The following is a 16,864-nucleotide window of genomic DNA, read 5'->3' as shown; positions in this document are numbered from 1 at the left end:
TTCTCCGTCAGATCGGCTGGGGCTCGAAGTCCCAGTGCGGGGTGCGCCCCTGCGTGCCGGTGCCGAGGGCGAGGACCGAGCCGAGGTCGCGGGTCAGGGCGTGGGAGGCGCCGAGCGTGCGGGCGGCCCGCTCCGCCGCCGGTCTGCCGAGGGCCAGCGCGCCGTCCGTGTCACCGCCCAGCGCGAGGGTGGTGGCGCCGTTCAGGGCGCAGCCCAGCGCCCAGGGGTGCTCGGGTCCCACCGCGCGCTCCATCTGCCGGCTGGTCCGCCCGGACAGGGCGAGCGCCGTGCCCAGGTCCCCGGCGTCCCGCAGCAGCGCGGCCACGTTGCCCCGGGCCCCTATGGCGTACGGATGGGAGTCGCCGAGCTGTTCCGCGTACACCGCGGCGGTGCGCTCGGCCAGTTCGCGGGCCTCTCCCGCCCGGCCCAGGTGGCGCAGGAGCATCGCGTAGTCGCAGCAGACCATGAGCGCGTCGGGGTGCCGCTCGCCGCGCCTGCGCAGCACCTTCTCGTAGACCTGGCGCATCAGGACCTGGGCGAACTGGAGGTCGCCGGTCCGGCGGGCGCACAGGGCGAGGTTGTGCTCCGCGTACAGCGTCTGGCTGTGGCTGCGGTCAAGGACCTGGGCGTGCAGCCGGGAGTTGTGGCCCTGGATCTCCTGGGCCTCGGCGTAGTTGCCGAGCAGGCGGAGCATCCAGGCGGTGCGCAGCGCGGAGTGCAGCGTCAGCGGGTTCTTGCCGCCCAGGAGCTGCACGCGGTCCTCCAGGATCCTGCGGTGCAGGGCGAGCGCCTCGGCGTAGTGGCCCTGGAGGCCGACGGCGACCGCGAGGTTGCTGCGCAGGCTGAGGGTGCGGGGCACGCTCTCGCCGCCCAGCTCCGCCGATGCCTGGTCCGCGGCCGCCTCGAAGAGTACGCGTGCCTCGTCGTAGCGGCCCATCGCCATGAGGGTGCCGCCGAGGCCGTCCTTGGCGCGGATCACCTCGATGGGCCGGGCGCCGTCCGCGGCGGTGAGCCGGTCCAGGATGTCGCGGCCCACCGACTCCGCCTCGGTGGTGCGGCCCAGGCTGCGGAGCATGTTGGCCTGCTGGTGGACGGCGACGAGCACGGCGCGGTCGGTGGGCCCGGACTCCTCGCGCCAGTGCCGGACGGCCTCCGTGCTGAGCCAGTGGCCGTCCCTCTCCTCGCCGCGCATGCGCAGGTACTCGATGCAGTTCAGGACGAGTTCGCGCACGTCGTCGTCGGTGGCGGCGAGGGCGCCCGACGGCTCCAGGTGCGGGATCAGCTCTCCGTAGCGCGCCCAGTTGGCGGGTGATCCCGGGTCGCGCGGGTCGGCGGTGACCAGGACCTTGCGGGCGGCCTCGGAGTAGCGCCTGCGGTCGTGCGGGGACTGGATGCCGACGACGTAGCGGTGGAAGAGGCGGTGCATGCGCAGGGTGCTGACGCGCTGGATGTCCATGCGTCCCGGCTCGTACTCGACGCGCATGGAGGTGATCTCGGAGAGCCTGCGCAGCGCGGTGTTCCAGCTGCTCGGCTCGGACACCAGGTCGGCCAGCGGGCGCGGCAGGTCGCCGCGGCGGGCGGTCTGCAGCAGGCGGACCGGCACGACGTCCGGGGAGAAGCAGGCGAGGAGGTTGAGGAGCTGCCAGGCCGTCGCGGCGCCCTCGCGCAGGGTGTTGAGGGTCTTGGCCCAGGCGATCTGGAAGGACTCGGGGTAGTCGCGGGACTCCACGACGCCGAAGCGGTCGGGCCTGCCGCCGCGGATGTCCTTGATGTAGCCGGGCACGTCGGCGGTGGGGGTGACGTCGAGCCAGGCCGCCATCTGGTCGAGGAGCAGCGGCATGTCCTCGACGGCCTCGGCCAGGCGCGCCGCTTCGCCCTCGGTGAGCCGGGCGGCCCTGCGGCCGACGAAGGCGACGCTCTCGCCGCGCTCGAAGGGCGGGACGAGGACGGCCGCCTCGGTGTGGGCGGCCCAGTCGGCGCTGAGGGTGGTGATCAGGACGTGGCCGCGCCCGTCGGGGACGAGGTCGCCGACCTTCTCGGGTGACTCCGCGCCGTCCAGGACGAGCAGCCAGGGGCGTGCCGTGCGGGTCAGTTCGCGGCGCACCGCGTCGATGACCGTGTCGAGCTGTCCCGTCACCTCGATGCCGAGGCGGGGCGCGAGGGCGGCGAACTGCTCGCGGGCGGTGACGCGGGCCGCGGCGGTGACCCACCACACGATGTCGTAGTCCCCCGCGAACCGGTGGACGTACTCCAGGGCGAGCTGGGTCTTGCCGATGCCGCCGGGCCCGTGCAGGGCGACCGCGCACCCCTCGCCGCCGGCCGCGGCGAAGGTGTCGTGGACGCTCTCCAGCAGGTGGGTGCGGCCGGTGAAGCGGCGGTTGCGGCGCTGCGCGTTCCACACCTCGGGCAGGTCGTCGGGGAAGCGGGGGCCGCGCGCGAGGGCGACGAGGGTCATCGGGGCGGCGATGCCCGCGCATTCCAGGACGCGGCTGCGGGCGGCCTCGGGGCGCAGCCCGCGCAGTTCAACGGGGGCCAGCGCGATGACGGCGTCGGGCAGCGCCTTGGCGGTGATGCTGACGGCGGCGATGCGGTCGCGGTGGGCGGGCAGGACCGCGCGCAGCGCCGCGGCCCACGCCGCGAAGCGTTCGGCGCCGAGCTTCTCGTACCAGTCGTCGATGAGCAGGAGGATGCGGCCGGGGGCGTCGAGGAGGTCGGTGAGGGCGTCGGCGGTGGGCGGGCGCTGCAGCGGGTTCCAGCGGACCAGGGTGGTGCCGCGGCCCGCCGCGCGGATCTGGTGCTCGATCCACTTGGCCCAGGACTCGCTCTGGCCCGCGAAGATCACGGTGACGTGCGGACGCTCACCGCCCGGCTGTCCGGTCATGGCGTGGCCTCCTTCAGCGGTGGGGCGACGGCGGAACTGTCACGCGCGTGCACAGGGAATCCAATTGTGCGTCAAAGCTGGGTCAGATGAGTCGAGTTGGTGCGGTGGAGAGCGAGGTGACGGCCGCGAGGCGGTCCGCCATGTGCCGGACGAGGCGTTCCAGGTCGGGGCAGTAGACGCTGGGGTGCAGGAATCCGCTGCCGGGAGCGTAGCGGTGGACGTAGTTGCCGCCGCCGCAGACCCGGACGACGGGGCAGCCCCGGCATTCCTCGGAGCGGGCTTCCAGGCCGAGTTGGCGGGCGGCGATGCCGGGGTGGCGCAGGGCCTCGTCGAAGCCGTTCCTGAAGACGTCGAGGCCGGTGGCGGGGGCGCCGGGGTAGGCCGACTTCAGCGAGTCGACCTGTTCGATCGCGCCGTCCGTGTCGACGACGACGGCGGCGAGCGGTGACAGGCCGACGGCTTCCGCGGTGCTGTCCAGGCCCAGCAGCAGCGCCGCGATCTCCCGGAAGAGGCGGACGCGGGTGCGCATCCGTCCCGCGTCCCACCAGACGTCGAAGAGGGCGGCGAGCCAGTCGCCGTAGGGGGTCGGCCGCGGCCGGTGCCTGCCGGGCCGCTCCTCGGGGGCGACGCCGGGCGGCGGGGCGCCCCAGTGGGCGTGCGGCAGCAGGAAGTCGACGCCGGGCGGGGCGAGGCCGAGCAGCGACTCGTACACGTCCAGCGGGTCGGCGGCGAGGTCGATGGTGCAGAGGATTCCCGCGTACGCGTCGGGGTGCGCGGCGAGGAGCCGTGCGGCCGCCCGTGCGGCGGGCCAGGCGGGGCGTCCCGCGTGGTCGGTGCGGCGGGCGTTGAGGTCGGCCCGCCCGCCGTCGAGGCTGAGGCCGACGCGGATGCCTGCGGCGGTCAGACGGTCCAGGGCGTGCCGGGTGAGGAGGGTGCCGTTGGTCTGGACGGTGGCGGTCACCTCGCAGGCGGCGGGGACGGCGTCCCGTACCTCGCGGGCGTACGCGACGACGGCGTCCGGGCCGCTCAGCAGCGGCTCCCCGCCGTGCAGTTCGACGCGGATGCGGGGGATGCGGTGCCGGACGACGTGCTCGGCGATGCGCTCCGCGGCGCGCCGCCGCACGTCGGCTCCCGCGCGGGCCGGGCGGTCGCGCCAGCTGGTGTCCGGGGAGCGGTAGATGTAGCAGTACGTACAGTCCAGGTTGCAGCGGCCGTGGACCTTCAGGACGAACTGGCGGAAGGGGACGGGGTGGTGGGCGGCCGGGTCCAGGGTGGCGTGCGGCCAGGTGGGGTGCGGTCCCTCGGGGCCGTTCACGGGGCGTCCTCGTAGCGGGCGACGACCGGGCCCCCGGCGGCGGCGCGCCCCGCGAGGTCGGCGAGCAGGGCGGCGTAGACGGGGTGGCCCGCGCGGGCCGCGTGGGGCGCGAGGGCGGCGAGCGGCGGCAGTTCGGGCAGCGGGCGCCGGTCGGGCAGGGGTATGCCGCTCTCGGCGGCGGGGGCGCTCACGCCCCTCCCAGCAGGTTCTCTAGCCGGGTGATGGCGGCGCGGATCTCGTCGGCGCGGACGTAGACGGCGGCGTCGGGTCCGTACTCGGGGAGCAGCCGCCGCGCGTTGTGGTACTCCGTCAACGCCCGCTCCGGGTCTTCGAGTTCCTCAAGGGTCTCGGCGTGCGACTGGTAGGCCTCCGCGGCGAGGGAGGGCTCGTCGGCGGCCACGGCCGCCTCGGCCGCCCTGCGGTAGTACTCGGCCGCCCAGTGGAGCTGTACGAGGGCGTCGGTGCGGGCGAAGATCTGCGCGGCCACCTCGCCGCGCCGCAGCCAGCAGTACGCGGCGAGCACCGGCTCGGTGACGCTTCGGGCGACGGCGCCGAGGAGCCATTCGGCCTCGTGCAGGTCGGCGAGGACCTCCTGCACCTGGAAGCGGGCGATGTACGCGTTGGCCAGGTGCATCCGGCGCTCGTCCCTGCCCGGGTCCAGGGACGGTGTCGCGTCGACGGCCTCGCGCAGGTGGCGCACGGCGGCGTCGGTGTCCGCCGCGGAGTGCGTCTCGACGCCCCGCTGGGCGAGCGCGGTGCCGAGCCTGGCCATCAGGACGACCTGGCTCGGGTCGTCGCGCGAGGTCATCGGGAGGGCCTTCTCCCAGCCTTCGACGGCGAGTTGGCGGTACTCGGGCAGGCCGGTAGCCACATGGCGCGCCCAGTACATGTCCGCGCCCCGCACATGGCAGGCGAGCGTCAGGCCGTGGTCGCCGTCGGCCGCTTCGAGGGCCTCCTCCAGGGCGTTGCGGATCAGCCGCCGGCCGCCCTCGTCGGCGTCGTGGCACCAGGCGAGCTGCAGCGCCTCCGCGAGGTCGAGCCAGGCCAGGCTGCGTTCGTCGGCGGCGAACGTGCCCCGCGCGAGGGCCTCCTGGAGGTCGTCGCAGGCGTCGGCGGCGATGGCGCTGCCGTCCGGCGCGCCCCGGTCGCCGCCGTCCCGCGCGATCTCGCCCCGGCCCGTGCAGTGCCGCGCGAGGCGTTTGCGCAGCCGCCCGCGCAGCAGGAAGCCGTCCGCCGGGTCGGGGCCGAGGGTCAGGACGCCCGTGGTGTCGACGGCGCGGCGCATGAAGTCGACGTACACGTCCTGCGGGAGCGGCCCTTCGAAGCCGTGCCGCGGCAGGCCGAGCGTGCTGCCGCGGAAGGCGGCGTCGCCGAGGTCGAGGCGGTCGCTCCGGGGTGCGGAGCGCGCCGCGGCGGCGGGGACGCTCGCCGCGGCACCCGCCGGGGGGAGGAAGACACCGGCGCTGAAGTCGACGCGTGGGACGCCGCCGGACGTGCCCCCGAAGGTGTCCGCGAGGCCGCCACGCCCGGCGCCGCCCTCGACCACGCGCCCGCCGAACACGCCGCCGCCCTGGCCGCCCGACGTGCCGCGCCGGGAGGTGCGGGGTGTATCGGTGGACGCCTCGGGGGCGGAGGTCTCGGCCGAGCCGGAGCCCGGTGCGGTGTCCGGTCCCGTGCCTTGGCCGCCCGCGGCTCCCCCGCCCCGGATCCGTACGCCCGCCTCCACCAGGCGTGCCACGACCACGGCGAGGCGGCCGAGCACCTCCGCCAGGGCGCGCTGCGCGGGCCAGCCGGGGTGGGCGGAGTCGTCGCCCACGTGGGCGGGGACCGGGAGCAGTTCGGCCGCCGCGTCGTTCAGGAGCAGGTACTCGGCCCAGAGCGCCCCGCGCGTGCCGCGGGGGCCGCGCGGCGCGTCGCCGCCGAGGCGGGCCGCCCGTGCGCGCACCTCGTCGGGCAGCGCGGCCGCGGCCGTGCCGGAGCGCTCCACCTCCTCGGCGATCTCCATGAGCACCGCGCCGAGCAGCAGGCGGGTCTGCGGGGGCCGGTCCGTGACGGTGGCCGCGGCCCGCAGGCCCTCGCGCAGGTCCGCGACGCTGCGCCGCGCCGTCCACCGCAGGAACAGCGTCTCGCCGAGCTCGGCCAGCAGGCTGTCGCGCACCGGGCCGCCCCGCGCGCCCGCGACGGCGGCCTCCAGCAGGTCCACCGCGCGGTCCAGTTCCCGCGCCTGCCGCCCCTGCGCGTACCGCTCGCGTGCGGCCCTCGCCTCCGCCCGCAGCGCGGCCGTGTCCGCGCCCTCGGGGTCCTGCCCGTCCTCGGTCCTGGACCTGGGCAGGAAACGCCGCAGCACCTCCCCCGACACCTCGGCGAAGGCCCGCAGGCCGGGGTGGTCCGCGTCGCCGCCGGTGCCCGGGGAGCGCGGGGGCTCTCCCGTGTCGCCGAGCAGCGCGACCGCCGTGGCGGGGAAGTTGTGCACGCTGCGCCCGAACCGCCGCTCCAGATAGTCCGAACAGTGCTTCTGCAACAGCCGCGCGTCGTCCTGCGCGAGGTGCCCGATGAGCTCCGCCTCGACACCGTCCAGGAACTGGTACGCGAGCACCTCCGGGTCGTCGTCCCGCTCGCTGCGCTTGAGGAGCCCGCCGAGCAGCACCTCCGCCAGTACCTCCGGTCCGCTGCCCGCGAGCATCGCGCGCTGCACGAGCTGCATCACCGGCAGGATCGTCGGCACCGCCGAGAGGAACACGGCGAGCTGCCAGGCCGCGGGGGACGCGGTGCGCCGGAACGCCCGCACCCGCTCCGCCCCGCCGACCTCCTGCCGGGCCCGCACGGGCGCCGACGACGGCCGGTGCTCGGCCTGGGCGAGGCCCGCCGCGGCCTCCAGGGACTGGCCGGTCGCGCCCGAGACGAGCCGGGCCCAGCCCTCGACGGCGGACCGCCGCAGCCCGAGCACCGGCACGGGGATGCTCCGCCGCCCGGACTTCGTCCCGCCGCCGGCGGGGGCGAACTCCAGGCGCCCCGCCGGCCCTTCCCACCGGTGCAGGTGGCCGCGGCGCGCGGGCAGGTGCGTGCGCCGCCACATCCGCTGCGGCAGGGGCTGCACCACGGCGACCGGCGCGAGCGAACCCCACCGGTACAGGAGCCGCTGCATCCGTCCGCTGCGCCACATCGGGCCCGCGCAGTCGCTGAGCACGAGGGTCAGCCTGCTTCCCGTGGGGTCGCTCAGGCGCCCGGGGTCCTGGAGCGCGGCGCCGGGGCGGGACGTCGCCGCGTACCCGGGCCGCCCTTCGTCGCCCTCGTGCAGGAACTGCACCTGCACCTCGCGGAAGGCGCCGGACCGCTCGCAGACGTGGCGCAACTCGCCGAGTGCCTGCTCCCACACGACCGTCGAGGTCGACAGGTCCATCACGAGCAGCAGCCGGGCCTCGCGCCGCCGCGCGTGCCGCATCACCGGGACGACGAGGCCGGTGTCGGCGGCCCGCTCCGCCGTGGCCGGTTCGTCGAGGTCGCGCGGCACGGGACGGACGGGCGGCCGGTAGCGCTGAAGGGGCCGCAGCGCGCGCTGAAGGGCGAGCGGGTCGGGCAGCACCGCGGCGGCGGGCACCTGCACGGGGACGCCGCCGGGCCGTTCGGGGCCACCGCCGTCGCGGACGGGGACGACGAGGCGGGCGCGGGGCGCGGGACGGGGCGGCACGCGGGGTGCGGGGGCGGGCGCGGCGGGCGACCGGTGCGGCGTGGCCTCGGGGGCGGCGCCGGGCCGCGCCGGCCGCGCCGGCTCCGCCTCGACGGGCCGTTCCCCGGTGTTCCCCTCGCGCTCGGCGAGCCGGGCCGCGAGCCACAGGGAGTCCGCGAGTTCCTGGGCGGTGGGGGTGAGTTCGGCGTCCCGCAGCCGCGCGACGAGCGTCGCGAGCGCGTCGCTCACGGCGTCGGCGCGGTGCGGGGCGGAGGTCACGGCGTCACCGCGGCCCTCGGTCCAGGGGCCGCATGAGCAGCCCGGCGATCTCCTCGCGCCGCTCCGGCTGCTGCCGCGCGGCGTGCTGGGCGAGGAAGATGGCGTTCAGGAGCTGGTCGGTGGGGCGCAGCGCGCCGTCCGCCTCGGCGTCCGTGAACTGGTCGACGAGGTCGATGTTCGTGTCGTACGCCCCTGTCCCGAAGTGCGCGAGGACCATCGCGGCGAGCCGCTGGTCGCGGGGCGGTTCGAGGTCGAGGGGCACGCAGCGGCGCAGCAGCGGGCCGGGGAACTCGCGCTCGCGGTTGCTGGTCAGGACGACGACGGGGAAGGCCCGACAGCGCACCCGGCCGCGGGTGACCGGCACGCGGCGGCCGTCGTCGGTCAGGACCTGCACGGTCTCCTGCCCCGGCCGGTCGGCGATCCGCTCCAGTTCGGGGATGCCGAACTCGCCCTCCTCCAGGACGTTCAGGAGGTCGTTCGGCAGGTCGATGTCGCTCTTGTCCAGCTCGTCGATGAGCAGCACGCGCGGCCGGTCGGACGCGATGAGCGCGGTGCCGAGCGGGCCGAGCCGCAGGTAGCGGCCGATGTCCTCGGCGTGGTCGCGGCCGAGCTGGTTGTCCTGGAGCCGGCCGATCGCGTCGTACGTGTAGAGCCCGTCCTTGAGCTCGCTGCGGCTGACGACGGCCCACTGCAGGACACGGCCGAGCCCCAGTTCGTACGCGAGGGAGTGCGCGAGGGTGCTCTTGCCGGATCCCGGTTCGCCGGTCACGAGCAGGGGGCGCCGCAAGTAGAGGGCGGCGTTGATGAGTTCGAGGGTCTCGGCGCCCTGCACGGAGAACGGGACGTCGGCGTCGCCGAGCCTGCGGCGCGTCGCGGAGTCGATGTCCGGCACGTCGTACGGCACCGTGGGGGCATCGAAGGCACGCCACGGCGGCGGGGCGGGCAGCCGACGGACCTTGTCCGGATCCGGACCACCGACGCCCTCGTAGATGAACCATCCGCTCACTGCGTGCTCCTCGTCGACGGTCGGTGGCTTGGGTCGCTGACCACGTCCTGGCCGACGAGGGCGGTGTGCGCCCACAACGGGCCCCTGGGAATGTACCCACGCAGGGCCCGCTCAACGGCCTTTTCCGGACAGGTGGTCGGGGCGGTGCGCCTGCCCGTGCCGGTACACGGCGTGGCCGCCCTCACGGCGAGTCCGCCGGGGTCGTGTCCTCGGGCGGCAGCGGCCGCCGCGGGTCGTCGTACAGGAGGGCGAGCGGTTCCGCCCAGTGCCGGTCGTCCCTGCCCCGGCTGATGTCCTGGCGGATGTGCCGGATCCGGTCGGGGAGTTCGGCGACCGAGCCGAGCCGGGCGAGCAGTTGCTCCACTCCCGTGTGCAGGTCCTCGCAGGTGTCCTGGCAGCCGCGGGTCGCGTGCCCCTCGATGTGCCAGAGCACGACGCCGTGACCGCTGCCGAGGGCGAGCTTCATGGCGTCGCGTCCCACGCCGCGTCCTGCGGGGCGGCACATCACGGGGATGGCGGTCTGCGGCAGTTTCTGGAAGTGCCGGGCCTGCGGCCTGCTGTCCCGTTCGGGGACGCGTGCGGGCGCCAGCTCGCGGGCGGCGGTGACCGAACGCCAGCGGTCGTGCCAGTCGGGGTTGTCCGGATCCGCCCGGCGGGCGAGGTCGCGCAGGACCACGCGGCGCTGGGTGCCGAGCCGCTCGGTGGCGTACAGCTTCGCGATGTCGTCGAACTGCCAGCGGTGCACCTGGGTGTCGAAGTGCTCGGCGGGCAGGGCGAATTCGAGGGGCACGGGAGGTCCCTCGCCGTCCAGGCGGTGCAGGGTCCTGCTGAGGGGGGCGCGCAGTGCCTGGACGAGCTCCCGCGGCAGGTAGCCCTCGCCGGAGTAGTCCTCGGCGGCGAGCTCCGGGTCACCGCGCCCGAACTCCCCTTCGTAGGAGTCCTCGTACGTCTCCTCGTACCCTTCGCCCTCCTCGGGACGGTCGCCGTGGTTGACCCAGATCTGCCAGTGGAAACGGGCGGGCGCCACGCTGATCACCGGGTCGAGCAGGACGGTGACGGTGGGTCCTTCGCCGGGGCCCGGGTAGGGCACGGCCACGCGGTCCGGGCCGCCGGGCGCGGGCAGCAGCCCGTCGGGCAGGCGGGCCTCGGTCACCAGGGCGTGCAGATGGATGCGGTCGTCCTCGTGGAGCCGCTGGGCGACCCAGGCCTCCAGCGGCTCCGCGTCGCCGCCGCGGCTGCGGACGTACGCGGCGACGAGCCGCAGGTAGTGCAGGAACGTCAGGGTGTCCTCGGGCAGCGCGCTGTCGTACAGCAGGCCGTGGCCGTCACGCCAGGTGAGCAGCGCGGGCGCGGCGCCGGGCGGCCTGCGGCCGCGCACCTTGCGCACGATCTTGGCGACGGACGGCGCGGCGCCCGGGTCGGGCAGGCGGGCGAGCAGGTTCAGGGCGGCGCGGCGGTCCCTGGGGGTCCACTGGTCGGGGCCCGGGCGACGGTCGGTACCGAGCAGCTGCTGCTGTTCGTCGATCCAGTTGTCGCCGGTGATGACGCGCGGGGCCGTGCCGTGCCAGCGGTCGTGGGCGGCCGTCACCGTGCGGTAGGCGTCGCCGAACCGGCGCAGCGCGAGCGTCGCGACGGCCATGCCGCCGTCGCGCTCCCTGCGGCGCGATTTGATCAGTCCGACGACGGCGCCGGTGCGCGGATCGAGCAGCGGGCCGCCCGAGACACCCTTGGGGAAGGCGATGTCGGGCTTGAAGCGCAGCCCGACGCCGTCGTCGCGAACGTTGATCTCGGCGTCGGCGCTCCAGGGCTTGGCGCCCGCGCTCCCGTCGTTCTCGTCGGGCCGGTAGCCGTACGCGACGACGTCACCGAACGGGCGTACGGCACCGTCGGCGAGCCACACGCACTCGTGCTCCACGGTGTCGTCGTCGAGCCGGACCAGGGCGAGGTCCTCCTCGGGCGGCACCACGGGCCGCTCGTGGTCGCCGATCAGCCAGTGCGCCAGGCGGGCCGCGACGGGGATGCCGTCGTTGAGGTCGGTGCCGCGCACGGCGAAGGGCCGGCCGCGGTCCTTGGCGAGATGGGGCCGCAGGACGTGGGCGCAGGTCAGCACCCAGCCGGGCGCGACGAAGAAGCCGCTGCCCCACATGGCTGCCTCTCCGGCGTTCCCGGCGCCGCGTGCGCCGCGTGCGTCGCTCCCGGCGCTCCCGGCGGTCCCGGCGGTCCCGGCGGTCGTACCGTGCGCGCCGTCGTCGTCCGCCGCCAGGAGGTGCACGGTGGCGGCCTGGGCGAGGGCGTCGAGGCGGGGGGCGGGTTCAGACATGGGGGGTCACGGCGGGCTGTCCGTCGGGGCGGGCGGCGGGGGCGGTGTCCGCGGCCGCGCCGGGAGCGGTGCCTGCGGCCGCGCCGGGAGCGGTGCCTGCGGCCGCGCCGGGAGCGGCGTGCGCCCGGGCGTCCGGCGGGGTGTTCTCGCGGCGCTCCAGCTGCCAGGTGAGCGTGACCTGCACGGAGGCCTTGGCCTCGCCCTCGGCGAGCACGGCGATCACCTTGCCGGGCTTGGCGCTGAGCTCCACACCGAAGGTGACGCTGGCCTCGTCGGGTTTCGCGGCGGCCGCGGCGTCCAGCACGGAGGCGCCCACCGAACGGATGAGGTCGCCGAGCTCCTCGACCCGGGCGACGGCGCTGTCGAGCACGCCGACGTCCTCGTCGTCCTCGCCGTGGGCACCGGTCGCGCCGATGCGCGCGTGCACGATCTTCCCGCCGGGCAGCTCGATCTGCTGGACATGTCCTGCCACTGTCCCCCGCTCTCCGCTCAACTCACCCTTCGCCCTCGCTACTTGATCTGCGACGAGGTTAATGGCCCGCATGGTTGCAGGCGACCCCCGGACGGCGCACGAAACCGGCCAGGTCGGCGCCGCCTCCGTACCGCCTACGATGAATCGGAATCCGCCGTCCTCCCACAGAGGGCCGTCCGCAACAGGAGCATGAGTTGTACTTCACCGACCGTGGCATCGAGGAGCTGGAGAAGCGGCGCGGCGAGGAAGAGGTCACCTTCGAGTGGCTCGCCGAGCAGCTCCGCACCTTCGTGGACCTGAACCCCGACTTCGAGGTCCCGGTCGAGCGCCTGGCGACGTGGCTGGCGCGGCTGGACGACGAGGACGAGGACGAGTAGGCGCCCCTGGGGGGCGCCGGTCCCCTCTGAGGACCCGGACCGGACCCGGGCTCGGCCCCGGACCGGACCCGGGCCTCGGCCCTCGGCTTCGGGCATCCGGATCCGGGCGATGCGACGCCGCGGAGATCCGTCGGAGGGGTCCGGGTCCCGCGCCGCAGCATCCAGCCGTATGTGAGGCCCCCGCGCCCTGCGCCGGCAGCAGCACGCCACGCTGACCTGGGCGGCTGCCGGCATCCGCGCTCTGGGGCGGGCGAGGGCCGTCCGTGCCCGTGCGGCACCCCGAACCGACACTCCGGACGGCCAGCCCCCTAGCCCCGCCCCCGCCACCGGTCGGTCGTACACGAGCCCTGCCGCACCCTGCGCCGGCGGCAGCGCGGCCACCCAGACCCGGCGGCGATCAGCATCCGCACCCTGGGGGCGGCCGAGGGTCATGCCTGCCGGCGCGGCATGCCTAACCGGCACTCCGGGTGGCCAGTGCCCGAGTCCCGGGTCCCGCGCCCGCAACCGGTCGTACGCGAAACCCTCCGCACCCTGCGCCAACAACGGCACGCGCCCCGAACCGGCGGCAACCAGCATCCACACCCTGGGGGCGGGCGACGGTCGCGCCGGCCCGAGCGGCACCCGAACCGACACTCCGGACGGACAGAGCCTTAGCCCCGGCCCCGCGCCCGCAACCGGTCGTACACGAGCCCCGCCGCACCCTGCGCCAGCAGCAGTGCCGCCGCCGCGGCCCAGCCTCCGCTGCGGCGCCGCGCCGCCCACACCGCGAGCGGCAGTCCTGCCGCGACCTGGGCGGCGGCCAGCATCCGTGCCCTGGGGCCGCGCACCCAGGGGCCGAGCGGGCCCTTCTCGACCGCGCCGAACTCCGCCCGCACCGCGTCCCGCCACCCGGACCACTCGACCTGCCGCACGCCCTGCTGGACCCGTGCCACCTCGCGCAGGCGGTCGGCGGGTTCGCCGGGGCCGAGGCCCGTCGGCAGGGTCAGCCCCGTCCGGGTGAGGACGGCCAGGAGTCCGAGCATTCTGGCGCGCGCGTCGGCCGCCGTGTCGGGCCGGGCGAGGGCCTCCAGGGACTGCATGTCCAGTACGGGGTCGAGGCCCAGCCGCGCGGCGAACGTCCGCATCGCCTCGTCCTCCCCGACCGGCGTACCGTTCGCCAGCCACACGTACCCGACGGTCCGCCGGAAGCCCGCCGCGAGGGTGTAGCCGGACCGGTCGGTGTCCCACCACAGGGCGAGCACGGGCCACCCGGAGCCGACCGCGAGCGCCGTGGCCCACCCGGTCAGGACCCGGTCCACGGGCTCCTCGCCGTGCAGCCACGGCTTGCCCTCGGGCACCAGCACGCTCCAGCCGCGGCCCGCCTCCACGAGCAGCATCCGCTCGCGCAGCAGCTGGGCCGCGACCTCGACGACGTCGGGCTCGGCCCGGCAGAGCAGCAGGGCGCCGGGGGTCGCGGCGGACCGGGGGGCGTCGGGCTCGGAAGCGCCGGGCGCAGAGGTGTCGGGCACGGAGGCGGTCACAGCGGCGTCGGGCACGGAGGTCTCGGGCAGGGAGGACTCGGGCACGGAGGTCTCGGGCACCGGAGCGCCAGGGGCGTAGGCGTCAGGAGCGTCGGGGGCGGGCCCGGAGACATCGGGGGCGGGGCCGGACGCATCGGGCGAAGAGGCATCGGACGACATGGCCCCACGCTAGGACAGATCGCCGCAATCGGCGCATAAAGCGCCAGACGCCACAGCAGCCCGGAGGCGAGCTGGTCTTTCCGTACCGGTTTCGTAGGGCCATCGCTTGACGAGCCTCGGGCACTGTCCGGGCCGGCCGGTACAGCGGGGTTCACTCCTCGGGTGTCTTGACTTACGGGATCCGCGATATATCGTGAATGACAGAGACGCGATATGGCGCGTCGCGTCCACCCGCCCGCCCTCCAAGGAGGCCAGCCCATGTCAGAGTGGTCCGTCACCGAGCCCCGGAAGTTCACCTTCGACGCCCCGGTGACAGCGCTCCACGTCCGCGTCGTCAACGGCACGGTGAACGTGGTGGGCACCGACGAGGGTTCCGCCCGTCTGGAGGTCTCCGAGATAGAGGGCCCACCCCTGCGGGTGACGCAGGAGGGCGGCACCCTCACCGTCGCCTACGACGACCTGCCCTGGAAGGGCTTCCTCAAGTGGCTCGACCGCAAGGGCTGGCGGCGCAGCGCGTTGGTCTCCCTGGCCGTGCCCGCCACGACCCGCGTCGAGGTGGGCGTCGTCGGCGCAGGCGCCGTGGTCTCCGGCATCGAGGGCGGCGCCGAGGTGAAGGGCGTCACCGGCGACACGACGCTGCTGGGCCTCGCGGGCCCGGTCCGCGCGGACACGGTCTCCGGGAGTGTGGAGGCGCAGGGCGTCACCGGCGACCTCCGGTTCAACTCCGTCTCGGGCAGCCTGACCGTCGTCGAGGCGGCGGGCCCCTCCGTGCGGGCCGACTCGGTGAGCGGCTCGATGATCGTGGACCTCGCCCCGGCGGGCGGCATGACGGAGGTGAAGCTGACGAGCGTCTCGGGCGAGATAGCGATCCGGCTGCCGCACCCGGCGGACGCCGAGGTCGAGGTGGACACGGCGAGCGGTTCGGTGTCGAACGCCTTCGACGACCTACGGGTGGGCGGCCAGTGGGGCGCCAAGCGGATCACGGGCCGGCTCGGCACCGGGCGCGGCCGGCTCAGGGCGACGACGGTGTCCGGCTCCATCGCGCTCCTGCGCAGGCCACAGATGGAGGAGGAGCCGCCCGGCGGGACCCCGCTGGACGACCACGTCCCCCTGGACCACGAGAACCGAGAGAACGCAGAGAACGCAGAGAACCGAGAGGACCACGGGGACCGCGAGGACCGCGAGGACCGCGAGGACCGCGAGGACCGCGACGTCCCCCTGGACATCGCCCCGGCCGACAAGGCTGAGACCATCGAAGCAACGGCCCCGGAGGCGGACACCGCCCCCGCCGACGCCGCGCCGACCGACGGCCCGCGCACCGGCCCGACCGACAAGAAGGTGCTCTGACATGCCCCCGGTGTTCGCCCACGGCCGCCTGCGCCTGTACCTGCTCAAGCTGCTCGACGAGGCCCCCCGCCACGGCTACGAGGTGATCCGCCTCCTCGAGGAGCGCTTCCAGGGCCTGTACGCGCCATCGGCAGGCACGGTCTACCCGCGCCTGGCGAAGCTGGAGGCCGAGGGTCTGGTCACCCACACCACCGAGGGCGGCAGGAAGGTCTACGCGATCACGGACGCCGGCCGCGCCGAGCTGGCCGACCGCAGCGGCGAGCTGGCCGACCTGGAGCTGGAGATCCGCGAGTCGGTCGCCGAGCTCGCCGCCGAGATCCGCGACGGCGTCCAGGGGGCCGCGGGGGACCTGCGTCGCGAGATGCGGGCCGCCGCCAAGGAGGCGCGCGCCTCGGGCGGCCCGGACACCGGCAAGCCCTTCCCCGACCCTGCCGACTTCTTCGACGGCACCTGGAGCGACAAGGAGAGCTGGCGCCAGGCCAAGGAGGAGTTCAAGCGGGCCAGGCAGGAGTGGAAGGAGCAGGCGCGCCGCGCGAAGGACGAGAGCCGCCGGGCACGCGACGAGGCCCAGCGGGCCCGCCGTCAGGCCAAGGACGCCCAGGACAAGGCGCGCGCCCAGACCCGGGAGGCCCAGGAGGAGGTCCAGCGTATCGCCCGGCGCGTGCAGGAGCAGGTCCAGGACCACTTCGCGCGGGGCGACTGGCCGACGGGCGTTCGCGAAGGACTGACGGAACTGGCCAAGGAGTTCGGCGAGTTCGGCATGGACTTCGGCAAGGACTTCGCGAAGAACTTCGGCAACGGGACCGGCGCCGCGAACGGGAGCGGGACAGGGACCGGGACCGGGACCGGGACCGGGACCAAGCCTGACACCCCCGCCGATGTCCCTGCCCCGGCCCCGGCCCCCGGAACCGGGGACCGGAGCAAGCCGGCGAACGGGACCGCGGCCGGGACCGAGTCCGCGCCCAAGAGCGGGCCCGGCCCTCAGACATCGGGCGCCGAGGCGCGAGGCACGGAGGCACCGGCACCGGGCACCGGCCCCGCGGATCCGGCAGGAGCCGGGCCGCAGTTCAGTCCCGCTCACGAGGACCTGCGCGTGGACTACGTCGCCGACTGGGCCCGCGAGGACTCCACCGGTGACCCCGGCCGGGATCTCGACCGGCTCCTGGACCGCTTCCGGGACGACATCCGCGACGCGGCCCGTGACCACGGCGTCACGGAGGAGCAACTCCGCGTGGCCCGACTCCACTTGTCCCAGGCGGCGGCACACATCGGGGCATCCCTGCGCACCTCCGCCCCCTGACCGCGATCCGAACGACACCGACCACGAACGGAACCGACCCGAACGGAACCCGAACGACACCGACCCGCGCTTCACCGACCCGGCGCCACCGGCCCGACACCGACGCGGCGTGGGGGGGGGGGGGGGGGGGGGGGGGGGGGGGGGGGGGGGGAAGAAAAAAAAAAAAAAAAGAAAAAACAAAACAAACAATGCACAAACAGAAAAAAACAAAACCACAAGAA

General features: G+C 75.2%; 11 protein-coding genes. 3 read left to right on the top strand and 8 right to left on the bottom strand.

Going from position 1 to position 16,864, the window contains the following annotated elements; genetic code table 11:
- Nucleotides 1-7: 7 nt before the first annotated feature.
- From fxsT to ACZ592_RS33080, 7 genes are all read right to left on the bottom strand, one after another.
- A complete protein-coding gene (fxsT, locus tag ACZ592_RS33110) occupies nucleotides 8-2,881 on the bottom strand; it encodes an FxSxx-COOH system tetratricopeptide repeat protein (RefSeq protein ID WP_471585383.1) in 2,874 nt (957 codons plus the stop codon).
- An 82-nt stretch (nucleotides 2,882-2,963) separates the two neighbouring features.
- Entirely contained in the window at nucleotides 2,964-4,196 is a 1,233-nt protein-coding gene (locus ACZ592_RS33105) for an FxsB family cyclophane-forming radical SAM/SPASM peptide maturase (RefSeq protein ID WP_471585382.1), read from the bottom strand.
- Complete coding sequence (locus ACZ592_RS33100; protein ID WP_471585381.1) at nucleotides 4,193-4,387, bottom strand: hypothetical protein; 195 nt, start codon at nucleotides 4,385-4,387, stop codon at nucleotides 4,193-4,195. The genes ACZ592_RS33105 and ACZ592_RS33100 overlap by 4 nt, the downstream gene beginning before the upstream one ends.
- Nucleotides 4,384-8,142: an SAV_2336 N-terminal domain-related protein gene (locus tag ACZ592_RS33095; protein WP_471585380.1), complete on the bottom strand. Its 3,759-nt coding sequence runs from the start codon at nucleotides 8,140-8,142 to the stop codon at nucleotides 4,384-4,386. The genes ACZ592_RS33100 and ACZ592_RS33095 overlap by 4 nt, the downstream gene beginning before the upstream one ends.
- 4 nt (nucleotides 8,143-8,146) lie before the next feature.
- Complete coding sequence (locus ACZ592_RS33090; protein WP_471585379.1) at nucleotides 8,147-9,148, bottom strand: AAA family ATPase; 1,002 nt, start codon at nucleotides 9,146-9,148, stop codon at nucleotides 8,147-8,149.
- Between the two features lie 181 nt (nucleotides 9,149-9,329).
- On the bottom strand, nucleotides 9,330-11,468 hold the full coding sequence (locus tag ACZ592_RS33085) for a VMAP-C domain-containing protein (RefSeq protein WP_471585378.1): 2,139 nt from the start codon (nucleotides 11,466-11,468) through the stop codon (nucleotides 9,330-9,332).
- A complete protein-coding gene (locus ACZ592_RS33080) occupies nucleotides 11,461-11,940 on the bottom strand; it encodes a CU044_2847 family protein (protein ID WP_471585377.1) in 480 nt (159 codons plus the stop codon). The genes ACZ592_RS33085 and ACZ592_RS33080 overlap by 8 nt, the downstream gene beginning before the upstream one ends.
- 194 nt (nucleotides 11,941-12,134) lie before the next feature.
- Here ACZ592_RS33080 and ACZ592_RS33075 point away from each other — a divergent pair, with 194 nt between their 5' ends.
- Nucleotides 12,135-12,317, top strand: coding sequence for a DUF6104 family protein (locus tag ACZ592_RS33075; RefSeq protein WP_003961784.1), 183 nt, complete (start codon nucleotides 12,135-12,137; stop codon nucleotides 12,315-12,317).
- A 650-nt stretch (nucleotides 12,318-12,967) separates the two neighbouring features.
- Here the strand turns inward: ACZ592_RS33075 and ACZ592_RS33070 are convergent.
- A complete protein-coding gene (locus ACZ592_RS33070; protein ID WP_471585523.1) occupies nucleotides 12,968-13,825 on the bottom strand; it encodes a hypothetical protein in 858 nt (285 codons plus the stop codon).
- 429 nt (nucleotides 13,826-14,254) lie between these two features.
- Between ACZ592_RS33070 and ACZ592_RS33065 the strand changes: the two genes are divergently transcribed.
- Together ACZ592_RS33065 and ACZ592_RS33060 are read left to right on the top strand one after the other, a co-directional pair.
- A complete protein-coding gene (locus ACZ592_RS33065; protein ID WP_471585376.1) occupies nucleotides 14,255-15,343 on the top strand; it encodes a DUF4097 family beta strand repeat-containing protein in 1,089 nt (362 codons plus the stop codon).
- 1 nt (nucleotide 15,344) lies between these two features.
- Nucleotides 15,345-16,643, top strand: coding sequence for a PadR family transcriptional regulator (locus ACZ592_RS33060; RefSeq protein ID WP_471585375.1), 1,299 nt, complete (start codon nucleotides 15,345-15,347; stop codon nucleotides 16,641-16,643).
- Nucleotides 16,644-16,864: the final 221 nt, after the last annotated feature.

The organism is Streptomyces sp. NPDC040622, from assembly GCF_055593965.1.
Note: the sequence above shows the minus strand (reverse complement) of the source record. Positions and strands in the feature narration are given on the sequence as shown.

Coding starts and splice junctions, on each gene's coding strand:
- fxsT (WP_471585383.1), bottom strand. CDS start 2,881: ATGACCGGACAGCCGGGCGGTGAGCGTCCGCACGTCACCGTGATCTTC.
- ACZ592_RS33085 (WP_471585378.1), bottom strand. CDS start 11,468: ATGTCTGAACCCGCCCCCCGCCTCGACGCCCTCGCCCAGGCCGCCACC.
- ACZ592_RS33065 (WP_471585376.1), top strand. CDS start 14,255: ATGTCAGAGTGGTCCGTCACCGAGCCCCGGAAGTTCACCTTCGACGCC.
- ACZ592_RS33060 (WP_471585375.1), top strand. CDS start 15,345: ATGCCCCCGGTGTTCGCCCACGGCCGCCTGCGCCTGTACCTGCTCAAG.